Source organism: uncultured Merdimmobilis sp. (assembly GCF_902471145.1).
GTDB lineage: Bacteria > Bacillota > Clostridia > Oscillospirales > Ruminococcaceae > Merdimmobilis > Merdimmobilis hominis.
The window spans coordinates 44046-61717 of sequence record NZ_CABRJC010000006.1 but is presented as its reverse complement, the minus strand read 5'-3'; the positions used below and the strand labels follow the sequence as shown (position 1 = coordinate 61717).

General features: G+C 54.1%; 15 protein-coding genes and 1 tRNA gene. 11 read left to right on the top strand and 5 right to left on the bottom strand.

Translation table 11 applies throughout. The annotated features are described in order from the left end of the window. Positions 1 to 301: 301 nt before the first annotated feature. The 4 genes from RDQ42_RS04830 (at position 302) to RDQ42_RS04815 (ending at position 4014) form a co-directional block, all read left to right on the top strand. The gene (locus RDQ42_RS04830) at positions 302 to 1537 is read left to right on the top strand and encodes an MFS transporter (RefSeq protein ID WP_071427236.1); all 1236 of its coding nucleotides are present in this window, start codon (positions 302 to 304) and stop codon (positions 1535 to 1537) included. A gap of 186 nt (positions 1538 to 1723) precedes the next feature. Next, a complete protein-coding gene (locus tag RDQ42_RS04825) occupies positions 1724 to 1849 on the top strand; it encodes a hypothetical protein (RefSeq protein ID WP_267888271.1) in 126 nt (41 codons plus the stop codon). 222 nt (positions 1850 to 2071) lie between these two features. Next, positions 2072 to 3355, top strand: coding sequence for a hypothetical protein (locus RDQ42_RS04820; RefSeq protein ID WP_054330926.1), 1284 nt, complete (start codon positions 2072 to 2074; stop codon positions 3353 to 3355). After that, the gene (locus tag RDQ42_RS04815) at positions 3352 to 4014 is read left to right on the top strand and encodes a DUF6320 domain-containing protein (RefSeq protein ID WP_071427235.1); all 663 of its coding nucleotides are present in this window, start codon (positions 3352 to 3354) and stop codon (positions 4012 to 4014) included. The genes RDQ42_RS04820 and RDQ42_RS04815 overlap by 4 nt, the downstream gene beginning before the upstream one ends. 61 nt (positions 4015 to 4075) lie before the next feature. On the opposite strand, the gene RDQ42_RS04810 is transcribed toward RDQ42_RS04815, so the two are convergent. Then, positions 4076 to 4840 (bottom strand): PDZ domain-containing protein, encoded by a 765-nt coding sequence (locus RDQ42_RS04810; protein WP_231358534.1) that lies wholly within the window; start codon positions 4838 to 4840, stop codon positions 4076 to 4078. 279 nt (positions 4841 to 5119) lie between these two features. On the opposite strand from RDQ42_RS04810, the gene RDQ42_RS04805 reads away from it, so the two are divergent. The 3 genes from RDQ42_RS04805 to RDQ42_RS04795 all read left to right on the top strand — a co-directional run bounded on the left by RDQ42_RS04805 (position 5120) and on the right by RDQ42_RS04795 (position 8666). After that, a complete protein-coding gene (locus RDQ42_RS04805; RefSeq protein ID WP_054330929.1) occupies positions 5120 to 5623 on the top strand; it encodes a hypothetical protein in 504 nt (167 codons plus the stop codon). 320 nt (positions 5624 to 5943) lie between these two features. Then, on the top strand, positions 5944 to 7014 hold the full coding sequence (locus tag RDQ42_RS04800; protein ID WP_071427233.1) for an AbrB family transcriptional regulator: 1071 nt from the start codon (positions 5944 to 5946) through the stop codon (positions 7012 to 7014). A 332-nt stretch (positions 7015 to 7346) separates the two neighbouring features. Further along, positions 7347 to 8666, top strand: coding sequence for a cation:proton antiporter (locus RDQ42_RS04795; RefSeq protein ID WP_054330931.1), 1320 nt, complete (start codon positions 7347 to 7349; stop codon positions 8664 to 8666). A 440-nt stretch (positions 8667 to 9106) separates the two neighbouring features. Here the strand turns inward: RDQ42_RS04795 and RDQ42_RS04790 are convergent, their stop codons facing one another. Then, a complete protein-coding gene (locus RDQ42_RS04790) occupies positions 9107 to 9997 on the bottom strand; it encodes a LysR family transcriptional regulator (RefSeq protein ID WP_308588390.1) in 891 nt (296 codons plus the stop codon). Positions 9998 to 10274: 277 nt separating this feature from the next. Here RDQ42_RS04790 and RDQ42_RS04785 point away from each other — a divergent pair, with 277 nt between their 5' ends. From RDQ42_RS04785 to RDQ42_RS04775, 3 genes are all read left to right on the top strand, one after another. Continuing rightward, on the top strand, positions 10275 to 10799 hold the full coding sequence (locus RDQ42_RS04785; protein WP_054330933.1) for an RNA polymerase sigma factor: 525 nt from the start codon (positions 10275 to 10277) through the stop codon (positions 10797 to 10799). 19 nt (positions 10800 to 10818) lie between these two features. Further along, positions 10819 to 13176 carry a beta-propeller domain-containing protein gene (locus tag RDQ42_RS04780; protein WP_231358533.1) on the top strand — a complete coding sequence of 786 codons (2358 nt, stop codon included), beginning with the start codon at positions 10819 to 10821 and terminating at the stop codon, positions 13174 to 13176. A 314-nt stretch (positions 13177 to 13490) separates the two neighbouring features. Then, positions 13491 to 13847: a metalloregulator ArsR/SmtB family transcription factor gene (locus tag RDQ42_RS04775; protein WP_353532524.1), complete on the top strand. Its 357-nt coding sequence runs from the start codon at positions 13491 to 13493 to the stop codon at positions 13845 to 13847. Positions 13848 to 13898: 51 nt separating this feature from the next. Here RDQ42_RS04775 and RDQ42_RS04770 read toward each other — a convergent pair whose 3' ends face one another. Continuing rightward, on the bottom strand, positions 13899 to 15755 hold the full coding sequence (locus tag RDQ42_RS04770) for a heavy metal translocating P-type ATPase (protein WP_231358532.1): 1857 nt from the start codon (positions 15753 to 15755) through the stop codon (positions 13899 to 13901). 37 nt (positions 15756 to 15792) lie between these two features. Beyond that, complete coding sequence (locus RDQ42_RS04765) at positions 15793 to 16011, bottom strand: cation transporter (protein ID WP_071427228.1); 219 nt, start codon at positions 16009 to 16011, stop codon at positions 15793 to 15795. Positions 16012 to 16353: 342 nt separating this feature from the next. Between RDQ42_RS04765 and RDQ42_RS04760 the strand changes: the two genes are divergently transcribed. Then, the gene (locus RDQ42_RS04760) at positions 16354 to 17244 is read left to right on the top strand and encodes an AraC family transcriptional regulator (protein WP_231358531.1); all 891 of its coding nucleotides are present in this window, start codon (positions 16354 to 16356) and stop codon (positions 17242 to 17244) included. 328 nt (positions 17245 to 17572) lie between these two features. On the opposite strand, the gene RDQ42_RS04755 is transcribed toward RDQ42_RS04760, so the two are convergent. Next, positions 17573 to 17648 (bottom strand) — tRNA-Thr (locus RDQ42_RS04755). Positions 17649 to 17672: the final 24 nt, after the last annotated feature.

Sequence of the window (17672 nt, the reverse complement as noted above, 5' to 3'; positions counted from 1 at the left end):
CTCAAAATGGAAGCCAATTTTTTCATATACGGCCTTTTTCCAGCCCTTGGCTGAAACAGGGAAATGAGGGGGATTCCCCCAAAAAAGGATTCCTCCAAAACAGGAGGAATCCAACTTAAACCGGCGAATTTTCTAAAAAACGAATATTGTTTTCATCATTTTAACAATTTTGTAAAAATTCTATTTGGATGGGGAGAAGATTATGTTATACTAGGGTAAAATGTGTGAAATCAATGGGCTGTTTTGCCAGATTTCCATCGGACTGCCAATCCAACAAAAAACCGGAATAGGAGTGTTAGTCATGTCATCCAACGATTTGGAAAAGGAGGTTGGGATACCGGCTGCGGCAGAAGCTGCCGTGGACGACTTTGAGCCGGATCCCACTACCATCCCCATCTGGAGTAAGAATTTAGTTCTAGCCATCTTGTGTTCCATGTGTATCGGCCTGGCAGGTCAGATGCTAAACCCAACCCTGCCTCTTTACACGGTTGAAATTGGCTTCCCGGAGCAGATGGCCGGCATCATGCTCACAGCATTTTCCATTGGCTCGCTGTTGTTTCGTCCCATCGCCGGTCAGCTGGTGGATTACATCGGCCGCCGGAAAATGGTGTTATGCGGTTCCCTTTTGGTGGCGTTCTCCTTCCTTTTGTACTTAATGTCCACCAACTTTTATATGATTCTCTGTGTCCGCGTTATGCAGGGCATCGGTTTCTGCCTGACTAATACAGGAATTGGCACTGTGGCATCAGACATCATCCCCAAGGCCCGTATCACCGAGGGTATCGGCTACTATGCGTTGGCGGGGGCTATTTCTATGACTGTGGGCCCGGCAGTGGGCTTGGAGCTGAAAAACATGTTCTCCATGCGGGGCGATTTTATCGGCGGCCTCCTGTTGGCCAGCATTTGCATTGTGGCCAGCCGCTTCATCTCCTATGAGGAAAAACTGAAAACCCGCAAACCTGGAGAGAAGATCAAAATCAGCCTGTTTGAGAAAACCTCCCTGCTGCCTGCCAGCATGATCTTTACCGCCACTGTGGCCCAGACTTCCCTGACCGCTTACCTCGCCTTGTACGGCCGATCCATCGGCCTGGAGGGGGTCAGCAGCTTCTTCCTCTTCACATCAGTTGGAACCATCTGTGCCCGTGCTTTCGCAGGTAAGGTCACCTACCGCCTAGGGGAGAAAAAGGTGCTGTGGGCCGCTGTTTTAGTGACCACTTGCTGCTTCTTTGCGGTTTCGTTTGCCAAGACCATGCCGGTGTTGATTGCCATCGCCATTGTCTATGGCTTCGGTTACGGCGTATTGTATCCGGTGACCAATGCCATGTCCATCCGCAACGCCATCCCGGAAAACCGCGGCGCAGCCAATGCCACCTACTCGGCGTCCTTTGACCTGGGGACCATTGTGGGCGGCTCGGTGTGGGGGATCGTAGTCGCCAACCTGAACTATCCCTGGATGTACAGATTGGCGGCGGTCCTTACGTTGTTCATCATTCCGCTGACATTGATTTACCAGCGCAAATTTGTGGAGTGGAGATAAATCTTTGACAAGATTTGCGGGGGAAGAGGATAGTATCCTCTTCCCCTTTTTAGAAGGGAGCTTTTCTCCCTTTTTACTTTTGGACTGATTGGTTTCAACTCCGGCAGGTTCACCAAGCATTGATGCGGACAGAGAAATATGATAAAGTAAATTGAACTGAATGATAAATAAGGAGCGTTTGGTTGTATGGAACAGAATGAAAAGCAATTATCCTCTAAACAGAAACGAAACATCTTGTTTGCAACTTTAGCAGGACTTGGCATTGGCGGTTTATTGGGAATCGTGGCATATTATCAACATTGGCTTGGATAAAGTATTTTTACAAATTTCGTTTCAGCGAGCAGATGTTTTCTGTAAATATACCTCCCTTCGTCAAAATGATGAAGGGAGGTTGTTCATTTTCTGAATCAGTCCAAAGGGTAAAAGGGAAGGATTTTTTCCCACATTGACAGGAGTTCCGGCAAGTGGGTATAATAGAAAATACGCTAGGCGCCTGTTTGGCGCGGCTATTTGTTAAAAAAGGGGGGACAGAGCTTGGAAAAGCAGATTTCCTGGAGCCGGCTGGACAACACAGCCAAGCTGTTTCCCGCCATCAGTGGGGAACATGCGGCAAATGTGTTCCGCCTTTGGGCGGACCTGGAAGAAGACATCCACCCCAAGGCGCTTCAGGAAGCGGTGGAACAAGCTTTGAAGGACCTTCCGGCCTTTGCAGTAAAGATGCGCCGCGGGGTGTTTTGGTATTACTTTGAACAGAATCCCGCCAAGCCCGTGGTCCGGGAGGAATTCTGTCCCCCTTGCTTCCGCATAGAGCTGCGGCGCAACCGGGGATTTTTGTTCCGAATCACTTATTACCAGAGACGGGTGAATCTGGAGGTATTCCATGCCCTGACCGATGGGAATGGGGCGCTGTATTTCCTCCACCACATCCTTTTTTATTATTTAAAACAGGTCTGCCCGGCGGCATCCCATTGGGAAAAGCCGGCGGAACTGGAGGATGTCTCCGAGCAGGAGATGTGGGAAGATGGCTTCGCAAAGAGCGATGAAGAATCGGCGGGTGCCGCTGGCCAGCCGATGATCTTTGCCCCCCGCGCTTACCACTTGGACGGGGAGATGCTGCCCATCGGCGCCCAGCAGATCACCGAGGCGGTGTTTTCCGCCAAAGAGATTGCCGGCTTGGCCAAAGCTTCCGGTGCCACAGTGGCCCAGTATTTTGCCGCCTTGCTCATCGAGGCAATTTTGGAGGAGAGGTGCAGGGAAGTTCCGCCCAAAGAGAAAATTGTCATTAGCCTTCCAGTCAACCTGCGCAACTTTTTCCCCAGCAAAACCCTGCGGAATTTCTTCATCTTTGTGCGGATTGGGGTGGATGGTTCTCAGGGGAACCCTGGCTTTGACAACATCCTCGCCCAGGTGGGGGAACAGATGAAAGGGGAGATCACCCGGGAGAAGTTTTTGGCCCGCATCCGCCAGCAGCGCCGCTTGGAGGAGATCCCCTTCCTGCGGGTGGTTCCTCGGGTGATCAAGGACTTTTTCATGCGCCGCACCTACCGGCGGGGGGAGCACACCTACACCTGCACCTTGACCAACATGGGCCGGGTTCCAATGCCCCGTGAATTTGTCCCCCATGTGAAGCGGATCGGCACCATGCTGGGGGCTTCCCGCAACAACACGCTGAAGGTGGCGGTTTCCTCTTTGGGGGATGTGATGACCGTCGTTTTCAACTCCACCTGCCGGGAGGAGGACATCCCCCGGTATTTTATCCGCAGGCTGACAGCAGAGGGCCTAGCCGCCGTGGTCACCTGCAACGAGGTGCCGCGATGAAAACATGCAACAACTGCCGTATACAGGTCAACTCCAGCCGGGAGTTCTGCCCGCTCTGTGGCCAGACCATGGCCCGATCCACTGGGGAGGGGTATAGCGCCTATCCCAAGCTGGAGCTGCCCCGCCGCCGGTTTGGCCGGTTAAAACTGCTTTTGATTTTCACCCAGGTGTTTTTGGGGATCACCGTCCTTGTGGATGGGTTTATCCGCAGCACCTCTTATTGGTATCTGGTGTTGTTGGCTGGCTCGGCGTATACTGCGGTGAGCGCCCTCTGGGCGGCCCGGCGAAAAAACAACCCCGGCGGGGTCATCCTCAAAGAAGTGTTGCTGATCTCAGCCCTTTCCTTTTCCGTGGATTATTTCAGCGGATTTTCCCGCTGGTCCACCAATTATTTGATCCCTCTGCTGGTCATGGGCAGTGGGGCGGCCATCACTGCCATTATCCTGCTGCGGCCGGTCTGGTTCCGGGATTATTTCTTTTATCAATTCACCCTCCTGGTAATGGGAGGGTTGTGCATGCTCCTGTGGGTAATGGGCTTAGCCACTGTCCGCTGGACGGCGTTCTGCGCCCTGCTTCACTCCCTTGTCACATTGACCGGCCTGATGTTGTTTGCCGGCGCCGGTACCCGGGAGGAGCTGAAAAAACGGTTCCATTTGTAGCGGACAACATAGAAAAACCGCCCTCTTCCAGTCGCAGGAGAGGGCGGTTCTTTTGGAACTTCTAATTATCGGTTACATAAGTGAGGGTGTAATCAGCCTGCTGGTCAGCCTGTAAGACGGTCACTGTGACCTGTGTACCTTCGGGGCCTAGGAGGCGGTATTGGGGTTCGTGGGCGGCAAGGCGCATCTGCTGCACCGAGAGGCCGTCAATGGCGAGGAGTTCGTCTCCGGTCTGGATTCCAGCCAAGGCGGCAGGCGATCCCGGTTCCACCGACCCAATAAGGACGGTGCCGTCCTCCTGGTTTTCGCAGACGATTCCCACTGCGGCCTCGGTTTTGGCTGCGATCTCGGCGGCGGCATCTGGGTTTTCCCCGGTGAACATGCCGCTGATTTTGCCGTCGGCCATCTCAATGCGAACTTGACAAGGGTAGGCGTCCCGGTCCATACCAAAGACCATAGAAGTCAAATAGTTGGGCATCAGGCACTGAAGAACAGCGTAGTTTTCCCCAGTCTCCACCACTGTAATCTGGTTGTACTCTTGCTGCAAAGTGGAGAGGCGGTCAATCTCCTCCTCCATCTCCTGGCGGGTCAGGGTATGGGACGCCCCGCCCAGCTGTCCGAAGGCGACCTCATCAGCCAGCATGGCTTTGGCGGCCTCCAAATCATCCGCCCCGATGGCGGTCAAATATTGGGTGGCAGCCTCCCCGATGGCTTCGCTGGAAACAGGGGTAGTCCCATCTTGAGAGGGGAGTTCCCGCTGGGAGGAGCAGGCCGAAACCTGCAGTGCCAATAAAACCGTCAATGCGATGGTCAAAAAACGTTTCAAAACAATCCCTCCGTTCCGTTGCTTTTATGGTAGCACAGCGGGGTGGAGAAAGTCAAATAGCGGGGCCAAACCTTCCCAAAAAATTCAAATTTTTGACCGCTTCCCTCGGTTGGGGCGATGGAAAAAACTTGCTTTTTAGGGCAAAATCTCCTACAATAGGGAAAGATGACAAGGGGGAAAGTTGTTCCCCCGCAATAAAATCCCCCCAGCTGGCCACTATTGGGTTGGACGCGCCCAAGATTTCCCCGCTATTGGCGGAATTGATGAGGAGGAACCCAGATGAAAAAAATGCTTGCAGCCCTTGCGTGCCTTGTGATGCTCACAGGCTGTTCCGGACAAAACGCCAAGATCGGGGTGGGAATTTCCACCAGTTTGACCAAGTCTGCCTCCGCTTCGGAGGAGAGCGACGGCAAGGCCGTGGCCGATGTCGCGGTGGCGGCAGTCACCTTGGATAGCAAGGGGAAGATCGTCAAGCTGACCATCGATGCGGTGCAGACCCGGGTGGAGTTCGATGGCCAGGGTGAAATCCTCTCCGACCTGGAGGCGGACGTTCTCTCCAAACGGGAGATGGGGGCAGACTATGGGCTGAAAAAGTCCTCCTCCCTGGGCAAGGAATGGGATGAGCAGATCGCCGCCTTTGAAGAGTGGGCGGTGGGGAAGGACGCCGCTACTGTTTTGGCGATGACCGACCCTTCCCAGGATGAAACCCTCAGCACCCAGGTAGACTTGGATTTGACCCCCTACCTGAAGGCGCTCGAAAAAGCTGTGGAGAATGCAAAATAAACACAAAGAAAAAAATCTGCCCCTCACGGAAAGCCCAAAGCAACGGTGAGGGGCCTTTTGTTGCCTAAAAACTGTTTCCGGAACAATAAAAACTTCACAGTTTTTTAAACTATTATTGTATTTAGAAAGGGAGCAATGGTATACTGAAGGAAATAAAATGTACGGAAAGGCGTTGTATGCGGCTCTCTGTTAGGGGATAGCCGCACCCTTGTATTCCCCTTGTGCGGCCCGGATCATTCCATGGCAACCCTTCTCTCCGGGAGGCAGACGGGGAGGGAGGCGCTGTTCCCCAAATCTAGATGGAAAAGAAGGCGTGGCAAATGGGCAATATCCTACTCACACTGGCGGTGGGCGCATTGGGCGCCATCATCGCCCTGAAGCTGAAAATCCCCGCGGGCGCCATGATCGGCTCAATGGTTGCTGTGGCCATCTTCAGCGTGTTCACCGGCATGGCGTTTTTCCCCAACACAGTGAAGTCGGCCATTCAGACGGTCACCGGCGCATTTTTGGGTATGTCGGTGTACCGCAAGGATTTGAAGGAAATCCGCTCAGTGGCGGTGCCGGCGGTCATTATGATCGTGGGCCTGGCCGTCACCAACCTGCTGATTGGTTTCGGCATCACCATGGTGTCGGACATTGACCTGGTTTCTGCACTCTTGTCCTGCACCCCTGGCGGCGTAACAGATATGTCCATTATCTGTATGGACATGGGTGGCTCCAGCTCCACTGTAGCCCTCCTGCAAACGGCGCGTTTGATCTTTGTCATCGCCTTTTTCCCCGCGATGATGACCTTTATGTCCGCTCATTTTGACAAGGCGGACCACTCCAACGCAGCGGAAGAAAAAGAGGAGCTGTTGGAGGAACAGCAGGAAGAAAAGGTGGAGAAGGACCGTTCCCTGAAGATGATTCTCGTCACCCTCGGCTTCGCGGCCATCGGCGGCATCATCGGCTATAAAATTGGGATGCCCGCCGGCTCCCTGACCTTTGCCATGCTGGTGGTGGCCACCTTCAATGTCTTTACCAGCAAAGCTTACATCCCCATGAAGGTCAAGCTGGCGGCACAGACTTGTTCCGGCGCCATGATCGGCTGCACCATGACCATGAACGACGTGCTGCGCCTCCAGACGATGATCGCCCCCATGATCATCATTGTGGTCGGCTATTTGATTTCCAACATCACCCTGGGATTCTTCATCCGAAAAGTTTCCAATTTGGATTTGACGACGGCTTTGTTTGCCACCACTCCAGCAGGCGTCTCTGACATGGCGCTAATTGCCTCAGACATCGGCGGCGATGCCCCCAAGGTGGCTGTGCTGCAGATTTTCCGCTTGGTGATGGTCATTGCAACTTTCCCCATGATGATTTCCATGGTGGTGAAATTTTTCGGTTAACCATTTGTACATAGGCTAGAACCGGCCCCCGCTCAATTGAGCGGGGGCATTTTGCTTTTCATGCATTTTGTGATGTATTCTCTGGTGTGAGGAACGGATTGGGCGGCTCTACTGGAAGAAAAAAGCCGTTTTTGAGGGAAATAATCAGGAGGAAAACAAGCCCTCAGATTGGGTGTTCCAAAAAATGGGTAGTCAAAATGCACATTATAATTGCATATAAACTGTTTGTTTTCGATAATTGCTAACCTTGAAATCCGAACCAATGAGGACTATACTAGAGACCGGCCTGAAAGAGTGGTTGCAAAATATACAAAGAAACGTGAGGGATTTTTGTGGAATCGTATGAGTTTTTGTTTAACGTGGCTTTGGTGTTGCTGACCACAAAAGTGTTTGGGATTATCACCAAAAAGATTGACATGCCCCAGGTGGTGGGCGCTCTGGTGGCTGGCCTATTGCTGGGGCCGACGATGCTCGGCATTATGCACGAGACGGTTTTCCTGGACCAGATGGCGGAAATCGGCGTCATCGTGTTGATGTTTACCGCCGGTTTGGAAACGGATATAGCGGAGCTGAAAAAGTCCGGCAAAGCGTCTTTTGTCATCGCCTGCTTCGGCGTTGTGGTTCCCCTCTTGGGAGGATACTTCCTAGCGGCATTTTTCAGCCCGGAGCCAGATACCTTTTTGCAGAATGTATTTATGGGCGTAGTGTTGACGGCGACATCGGTCAGCATTACGGTGGAAACCTTAAAGGAGATGGGCAAACTCTCCACCCGATCGGGCAATGCCATCTTAGGCGCTGCGCTGATCGACGATATTCTGGGCATCATCGCCCTGACCTTGATCACCAGCCTTTCTGACCCCAGTGTCAATGTGGGGGCGGTGCTCTTCAAAGTGGTTGCTTTCTTTGTTTTGAGTTTGGCCCTGGGTTTATTGCTCCATAAAGGGTTTGAAAAGTGGATGAGCAGCTACAACCGGGATAAAAAGCGGTTTGCCATCATTGCATTTGCCTTCTGCCTGATCTATTCCTTTGTGGCAGAGACGGTCTTTGGGGTGGCAGACATCACCGGGGCATTCATCGCCGGGCTGATTATCTCCAACACCACCCGGGTCACTTATGTGGCGTCCCGGTTTGAGATTATTTCCTACATGCTCCTTTCGCCGATTTTCTTCGCAAACATCGGCATCAAGGTAGAACTGCCGGAACTGACCGCCTCCATAGTGATCTTCTCTGTGCTGCTAGTGGTGGTGGCAGTGTTGTCCAAGGTAATCGGCTGCGGCATCGGCGCCAAGCTGTGCCATTACACCAACGAGGAGTCACTGCGCATCGGCGTAGGTATGGTCACCCGAGGCGAGGTCGGCCTGGTGGTTGCCAGCAAAGGCGTTGCCACTGGGCTGATGCACCCCGACTTTTTCGGGCCGGTGATCATCATGGTGGTGTTCACAGCGGTGGTGACCCCTGTGCTGCTTAAAATGGTGTATCGGGATAAAAAGACCGATTACAGCGACCTGGAGTACAGCGAATTGGCGGAACAGTACCAGGAGGTTAAGGATTTCGATTTGGCTGCCCAGACACTGCTGGATATGCATGACATGATGCGGGAACAGGGCAGGGAAAAAGAGGAAACTTCTCCTGCTGATACCAAAGTACAATAAGGGTTTCATCTAAAAGCAGCCCCTCTGCCAAAAGGCAGAGGGGCTGCTTTTTATTTTTGGTTTATGATTATGCAGGTGCAGACGGCAACTACCATACAAATTATTAATGTACAAAACCCGATTGCCCGTATCGCTAAATCGTCAGCCGCAAAAGGGAAAAAACCAAACATAGCGCCAACATAAAAAGAAATGATAACGCCTCCAAAAACGCCGGCAAGCAAATGCATCTGTTTTTTATACCAAGCGCACACCCCCTCTCTTCAATTTCCCAGGATTTTTCAACGGGGAAAGTTTAAGGGAACGCTTAAAACTTTTAAATTCTAACTCGTTTCTTCTCTGCTCAACAACGGCGTGAAATTATATCTGATTTTGAAATCCAGTTACCAAAGTTACCCAAAAATATCAGCCAGAAGAGGGCTGTTTCCCTTCATCTGGGGTAATTAAAGGGGGATTTCCAAAAATTGAAGCAGCCGTTTGCCCGCCGGGGAAATGGGGGCTTTTGCCGGGGTGATCAGGCACATTTTCCGGGGCGGGAAGGGGGGCTGGATGGAGAGCTCGAAAAGGGTGTTTTCCTCCAGCTGCCCTTGGGCGAAGTTGCGCACCACACAGCCAATCCCCATACAGCGCAGGGCAAATTGAACAATCAGCTCGCTGGTGGCCAGCTCGAATTCCGGGTCCAGGGAAATGCCGGCTTTCTCCATGCAGCTGTCTACAAAGCGGCGGGGGCTGGGGCGTTTCTCCAGCATGACCACCGGATAGGAGGAGAGCTCTTTGAGGGAGACATCCCGGCCCCGCAGCTGGGAAAACTCCTCCCCCGCCACAAAGCAGTCCTGAATCTGGGCCACCTCCCGAACGGTGAAATCTGGGTCTGGGTCTAAGGGGGCAGTGACCACCCCAAAATCGATTCCCCCTTCCTTCAAAAGGCCGATCGTCTCCGGGGTGGGGGCGTTGGACACCTTGATTTTGATTTTGGGGTAGCGGCGGTGGAATTCTTCTAAATAAGGAAGGAGGTAAAATTGCAGGGTCATGTCGCTGGCACCGATGCGGATTTCCCCCGATTCCAAGTCCAGCATCTGCTGGAACACCGCTTCCGCCTGGACAAAGCAATCGTACCCCTTGGCCACATAGGAGAAGAGGACTTCCCCTTCCGGGGTGAGGCGGACCCCTTTGGTGGTGCGGAAAAACAGGCTGCTGCCCAGGTCGTTTTCCAGGTGCTTGATGATCTGGCTCACCGCTGGCTGGGAGATAAACAGCTGCTGTGCCGCCGCTGAGATGCTGCCGCACCTGGCCACATAATAAAAAGTTTTGAAGTATTCCAAATTGGTGTTCACAGCGTCACTCCTTTTTATAGGTTGAAAAGTCCGGGGGAATACCAATATCTTCAGTATAGCAGATTGAAGGGAAAACACAATTGTTTTGCCGGTATTTGTGTTTTTGCACCGGATGGTTTATAATAAAAAAATAAATTCCCGACAATTGAAAGATTGCATAGAACAAGGAGAAGCCCGGCTGGGGGAATTTTTTCCCATCCCCTGCCTGGGTTTGCAACAAAAGGCCACGACCGGCACACTTTATAGATGAGCCGCTTTTAGAGATGGTGGTGTAAAGATGAAGATTGAAACAGAACTGGTCCGTTCCGCTAGGCTGGGAGATAAAGAGAGCTTTGCCCAGGTGTACGACCAGGTGGCGATGGATTTATATAAAGTCGCCCTGTATACCTTAGGCAACGCCCACGACGCGGAAGACGTGGTGAGCGAAACCTTTATCGAAGCGTATAAAGGAATCAAAAATTTGCGGGATGACTCCAGCTTTAAACCGTGGATCATGCGGATCCTATCCATCCGCTGCAAGCGCCGCATCGGCGGCTATGTCAAAGAGAAGGGCAACATTGACATTGAAGAATGCATCAATGCCCCAGCGGAGGAAGGGGATCTGGCCGGAAGCGCCTCGGAACGGGTCACCGTGCTCCAGGCGCTGGACAGCCTATCGGAACAGGAGAGGCTGATTATATCCCTTGCGGTGATGCAGGGGTACACCACCCGCGAGGTGTCAGAAATGCTAAACATCCCCCATGGGACGGTGAGCTCCAAGCTGCACCGGTCCCTCATCAAACTGCGTAAAATCTTAGAATAGGGGGAAAGGAGTGAACGCGATGACCGACAGTGACAAAAAGATGGAAAATATGGCCTGGCTGCAAGAAAAATTCCAGGCGGAGACAGAACGGATCGAGCTTCCTCCCTCCCTGACCTCCCAAGCCCTTCTCCACCTCCTAGAGGATGTAGAGCCGGAGGAGGAGAGCCCGCCCCCTCAAGGACCTGCCAAGGTGGTCCACCCCCGGTGGGGGAACTGGAAGCCTTGGGCCGCAGCCGCGGCTATAGCCTTGGTGGCTGCCACAGCTTTCCACCAATTTGGCGGGAGCCTGGTTGCAAACGGCAACTTGATCACTTCTGCCAGCTCAAGTGCGGCGTCGGCCTCTGCCGATTCTGGGAAACCGGACGAATCCGCTCCAGGAAACACCGCCTTATTCTCTGGAGCCGCAGGCATCTCCTATGCCAGCGACTATAGTCAGGTGCGGACCTTATTGGCGCCCAAGGAATCGGAGCGGGTAGAGTATTACCAAGAGGAAACGGGGGAGCCAGCCTCCGGTGCCACAATGGACGGTGTCTCCCCGGAAGAAGGAATGCTGAAGGCCCCTGTGCCTACCAACCCTCTGACGGCGGGTGAGCCTACCCCCCAGATGGAGGAGGAAAGTGCTGCTATATCAGAGGGCGACGCAGCTACAGGGAGTGCCAGTGAAAAGAGTACCGCTCCACCGGCCCCTATGGCCGGCAACGCCCTTGTCACAGGGGATGCCGGTTTTACCGCGGCCAACCAGCAGGTTGCCGGCGTGGAGGAATCCGATATTGTAAAAACCGATGGCGACAGCCTTTTTATTCACACCAATACAGCAAGTTCCACCCCGGAGGTTGTGATCGTGGATGCCTCTTCCATGGAAAAGCTGTCCACCATCACCTTGGAGCCCAGCTATGGGGCCTCAGAACTCTACCTGTGGGATGAAACCCTGGTGGTCATGCAGACCGAGGCTCCCAGCGCGCTCCCCTTCCAGAAGGGGATATCGGAAGCCACGGCTTCCGATAATAAGTCTTATCAGAAAGCCGCGCAAGGGGAGACTCCTTCCCATTCCGGCATGGCAGAATCGAATACGTCTTATCGGGATGCATTTGTGATTTCTGCTACCCTGTTTGATGTTTCAGACAGGGAGCAGCCCAAGGAAATCCGCCGGTTTGAACAGGATGGCTCCTATGTCTCCTCCCGGGTCAGCGACGGGACCCTGTACCTGGTTTCCCAGAAATACGTGTGGGGGGACTCCTCCGACGAGGATACCCCTCTGGATGAACTGGTGCCGGTCACCGGCGACAGCCTCAACCAGGCGAGTCAGCTGCTGGAAGCCCAGTCCATTGTCTACTGCCCAGACGTGGAAATTGACCCAGTGTACACAGTGGTCTCGGCGTTGAACCTCAGCGACTGCCAACAGCCAGCCAACACCAAAGCGGTGCTGGGCAGTGCCGATGAGATTTACATGAGCAAGGACAATTTGTATTTGGCGGGCTCCTCTGACGGTTCTTCCACCAATCTGGTGCGGGTGGCAGTGGAAGGCTCTGACATCCACTTTGCCGCCACCGGCAAAGTGCCGGGGCAGGTGCTGGGCCAGTTCTCTATGGATGAGAGCGGCGGGTACTTCCGGGTGGCATCCACCAGCTTTTCCGACAGCGGCACAGTGAACAACCTGTATGTACTGGATCAATCGTTGAAGCAGGTGGGCAGCGTAGAGGGCCTCGCCCCAGGCGAAAGCATCAAATCGGTCCGTTACTTGGGGGATACCGCCTATGTGGTCACCTTCCGGGAGGTGGATCCCCTCTTCGCCATTGACCTTTCCACACCCAGCAAGCCAAAAGTGCTGGGCCAGCTGAAAACCCCTGGGTTTTCCGAATACCTCCACCCAGTGGACAGCAGCACCCTCATCGGGTTTGGGACCAACACCACAGTGGCTGAAAATGGGGCTGTGATGGAAAATGGGATGAAACTCTCCCTCTTCGATGTCAGTGACCCACTGCATCCCAAGGAGAGCCAGGTGTTCTACCTGGGCAACCAGGGCAGCTCCAGCGAGGGCAAGGAAAACCACAAGGCATTCTTCTATGATGGGCAGCGGGGCCAGATCGGTTTCCCAGCGACCATCGCCACCCAGGTGGACAAAGATAAAGCCGATCCCTTATCCAGTCAAAATGAGATCACTTTCAGTGGCTACTTGCTTTTGGACTTCTCCAAAGAGGATGGATTCTCCATCGCCGCCTATTTCCCCAACGGAGGGGAAGGCAACGGTGTCTCCGCCTTGGGGGATCGGATCCGGCGGGGCGTGCGGATCGGCGAAAGCTTTTACACCATATCGGGCCAGCAGTTGATCCGGTATTCTCTGAAAGACTATGAGCAGTCCGGTTCGGTTGCTTTGTAGGTTTTTTTGCCATTGCAAAATTTAATTCTCCGCCCCATCCTTAAAATGTCCCCTGGCACGGTTTGTAATTCTTAAGATTTCCGAACGGCTTTCTGTCGATTTTGGCAGGAAGCCGTTGGTTTTTTGGAGAAAACAGGAAAATGGCAGAGCGGGCCCACCCCGCGGTTTGAATTGGGCTGGCGGGGGAGGGGGCGGAACCTATCCGTCTGGGGATTTCAGCCGCTTGCTGGGTCAATTGACATACTTCCCCAAAGGGGCTATGATAGAGTCAATGGATGAAAGAATAAAACAAATGAGAAAAGGAAGTGCTCACCGTGGATAAAACCCTGCCCCACGACCACCACCAGCCGGTGGAAACGGTGTTGGCAAACATGCCGGATACCGGCCGCTTTGCCCAAGCTGCTGCGGTATTCCAGCAGGTGAGCGACGGCTCCCGCCTTCGCATCTTCTGGTTTTTGTGCCACTGTGAGGAGTGTGTCTCAGACATTGCCGCGGCCATGGGCATGTCCTCGGCGGCGGTTTCCCACCATCTCAAATCCCTGCGGATGCATGGGCTGATCACCAGCCGGCGAGTAGGGAAGGAGATGCACTACACCTTGGCGGACACCGGCCCGGCCAAACTGCTCCACCGGCTCATCGAGGATTATCTGGAGATGAACTGCCCGTTATAATGGAAAAGGACCCCAGCATCTTTGCTGGGGTCCTTTTTAGCCGATGGCATTTTATTTGTACTCTTTAACCGAAAGCGCCCGGATGGCGTTGAGGATGGCGATGACCGAGACCCCCACATCGGCGAAGACTGCCGCCCACATGCTGGCGTATCCCAGTGCGCCCAAGAGGAGGACAATGGCCTTGACCCCCAGGGCGAAGACGATGTTCTGCCGGACAATCCCCAGGGTTTTGCGGGAGATGCGGATGGCAGTGGCGATCTTGGAGGGCTTGTCGTCCATGAGGACGATGTCTGCCGCCTCAATGGCAGCGTCGGAGCCGAGGCCGCCCATGGCGATGCCCACATCGGCCCGGGTCAGCACCGGTGCGTCGTTGATGCCGTCTCCCACAAAGGCCAGGTTCTCCCCTTTGCCCTTCTGGCGGAGGAGCTTCTCCAGTTCGTCCACTTTGTCGCCGGGGAGCAGTTCGGCATGGTACTCATCCAGTCCCAAGTTCTGGGCCACGGATTTGCCCACTGCTTCGGCGTCGCCAGTCAGCATAACCGTCTTGCGGACACCGTTTCTCTTGAGGGCCGTAATGGCCTCTTTGGCATCCGGCTTCACAACATCGGAGATGATGATATGGCCTTGGTACACCCCATCCACCGCCACATGGACGGCGGTTCCAGCCAGCTCACAATCTCTGGCGCCTTGGACGCCCAGCTTTGCCATCAGTTTGCAGTTGCCTGCGGCCACCCGTTTGCCGCCAACGGTGGCCACTACCCCGTGGCCGGCGATTTCCTCCACTTGGGAGAGGGCGCTGGAATCCAGTTCCTTGCCCCAGGCTTTTTTCAGGGAAAGGGAGATGGGGTGGTCGGAATAGCTCTCCACTAGGGCAGCCAAGCCCAGGAGCTCCTGTTCCGTGGCGTGCTCCGGGTGGATGGCGGTGACCTCAAAGCTGCCCTGGGTCAAGGTGCCGGTTTTGTCAAAGACCACAGTAGTCACCTGGGCTAGGGCCTCCAGGTAGTTGCTGCCCTTGATGAGGATGCCGCATTTAGAGGCACCGCCGATGCCGCCAAAAAAGCTCAGGGGGATGGAGATGACCAGGGCGCAGGGGCAGGAGATGACCAGGAAGGTCAGCGCCCGCTGAATCCAGGGGAGGAAGGAGCCGCCCATCATCAAAGGGGGCACCACTGCCAACACAGCAGCAGCTACAACCACAGCCGGGGTATAATAGCGGGCAAATTTGGTGATAAAGTTTTCGCTTTTGCTTTTTTTGCTGCTGGAATTTTCCACCAAGTCCAGGATTTTTGCCACGGTGGATTCCCCAAATTCCTTGCTGACCCGGATGGTCAGCATGCCAGACTGGTTGATGCAGCCGCTGATGACCTCATCGCCCTCCAGAACCTCCCGCGGTACCGATTCCCCGGTGAGGGCAGAGGTGTCAATGGTGGAGGTGCCGGTGAGAACCACCCCGTCCAGGGGGATGCGCTCGCCGGGTTTGACCACGATGGAATCCCCCACGGCCACTTCCTCCGGGTCCACCTGAACCAGCTGGCCGTCCCGTTCTACGTTGGCATAATCCGGCCGGATGTCCATCAAAGAGGAGATGGACTGGCGGGATTTGCTCACCGCGTAGGATTGGAACCACTCGCCCACCTGGTAGAACAGCATGACGGCAATGCCTTCGCTGTACTCCCCCAGAAGCAGGGCGCCGATGGTGGCGACGGTCATCAGGAAGTTTTCATCGAATACCTGTCCGTGGGAGATGTTCTTGGCCGCTTTGAGGACGATGTCCCCGCCGGCGACCACATACCCCACCAGGAAAAGCGCCACCTGGACCGCCCCGGTGAGAGGCAGGATGAGGGCTGCCGCGTAGATGGCGGCTGCGAGAAAAATGCGGGTCAGTTGCTTTTTTTGTTTCCTTGTCATAACAGGGGCTCCTTTCTGGTGGGTCGCTGCGGATGGGTTACAGCTGTACAGTCACATCCGGTTCCAGTTTGTGAATAAGCTTTTTGGCTTCCTGCAAAATGGCGTCCATCCGGCCTTCAGGGGCTTCAATGGTCATCTTTTGTGTCATAAAGCTGACCGAGGCTTTTTCCACCCCGTCTATCTTTTGAATGGCGTTTTCGATTTTGGCAGCGCAGTTGGCGCAATCTAGGTCGATCAATTTTACGATTTTTTTCATGAGGAACGCTCCTTTCCATACTTTCGGATGTGTTGTGATCAACTATTAAATAAATGTTTGATTGATCATGTGTTTATTATAATCGGAGAGGTGGGAACCGTCAATAGGTTCTGTAAAAATGTGTCCACTGGGATTGAAATGCTGTCCAAATGGAGCGAAACTACTGAAATTTCATTGCGTTTCCTCTTGTGATCTGCTAGGATGAGGGAAAGAAGCCTAAAATAGGGAAATGAATGGGGAAGAGGAGTTGAAATAATGCATTGGGAATATGCAAAAGTTTTGCCTTTATTTGTTTCCATCGAAAATGCGGTTCTTCAATCCGATGGGGGGATGCTTTGCCAATTGAGTTGTGAAGAAGGTTCCGCCCAAATGGAGCTGTTCTCAGTTCTGCCGGGGGTGTTCTTTTTGGATTACAAGATGGATACCCACTCCTGTTCTTCCATGAAGCCTGTGGACTGCCCTTGGGTGGAGATCAGTTACTGTTCCTCGGGCCGGATGGAGTGCCGCATGCAGGACGGCTGCTGCCTTTACATGGGGGAGGGGGAGGTGTTCCTCAGCCGGGTGCGCAACCACAGCCAGCGGATGGACTTTCCTCTGGGCCATTACCGGGGGCTTTCTATCCTGGTGGATGAGGAGGAGCTGATGGACCATCTGCCGGTTGCCCTCCAAGAAGCGGGGGTATCCCTTCCCAAGCTGTTCCAGCGGCTTTTCGCCGAGGACGACTGCTGCCTCATCCACCGGGGGGAGGAAGTGGAACGGGTTTTTTCCGGCTTGTCTTCGGCCCCTCCCTTGGCCCGCCAGGCATATTTACAGCTGAAGGCCCAGGAATTCCTCCTGTACCTGTCCTTTTGGGAGGGGATAGGCGGCAAAAAGCAAAGGGCCTTCCCGCCGGAACAGGTGGAGATTGCCAAACGGGTACAGCAGCGCCTCACCCAGGATTTGCGGGAGCCCATCACCATCGAACAGTTAGCACAGGAGTTTAACATCAGCGCCACCGCATTGAAAAGCTGTTTCAAAGGGGTATACGGCATGCCCATCGCCGCCTACCGGAAGGACTGGCGGATGAGGCGGGCCGCCTTGCTGTTGGAGAAGGAGGGAATGACGGTGGCACAGGCGGCCCATATGGTGGGGTACGAGAACCAGAGCAAATTTGCCGCCGCCTTTAAAGAGAGTATGGGCGATAGCCCGCTGGAATATCGGCGCAAAAGCAAGGAAGAAATCCCCAGGGGATGATAACTGGCCCACTGCAAGGGTAGGAATAAAAAACCTCCGGGTAAGCATGACGCTTATCCGGAGGTTTTTCCATATTGGCAGCGATAAAATGAGGCGGCGAAGGCATATGCCTTCGCTTTTTGCAATAACCGGTCAGAACCGATCTTCTTTCAGGTTCGCGCCCAAAACCAAACCGCAACCCACCGCCAGCACCCGCAGGGAGCACGCCGCATCTGTAAGGAGGCAAAGCGGTTGCGGTTTGGAAGCGAGGAGCGGCAGAGTGAGCGCACGATAGCTTTGTAATAAAATGAAAAAGCCCGTCGCAAGCGATACGTCGCTTGCGACGAGCTGGAGCTGGTAGTCGGACTCGAACCGACGGCCTGCGCATTACGAATGCGCTGCTCTACCAACTGAGCCATACCAGCAAAAACCCCTCCCCCATCGGCGGA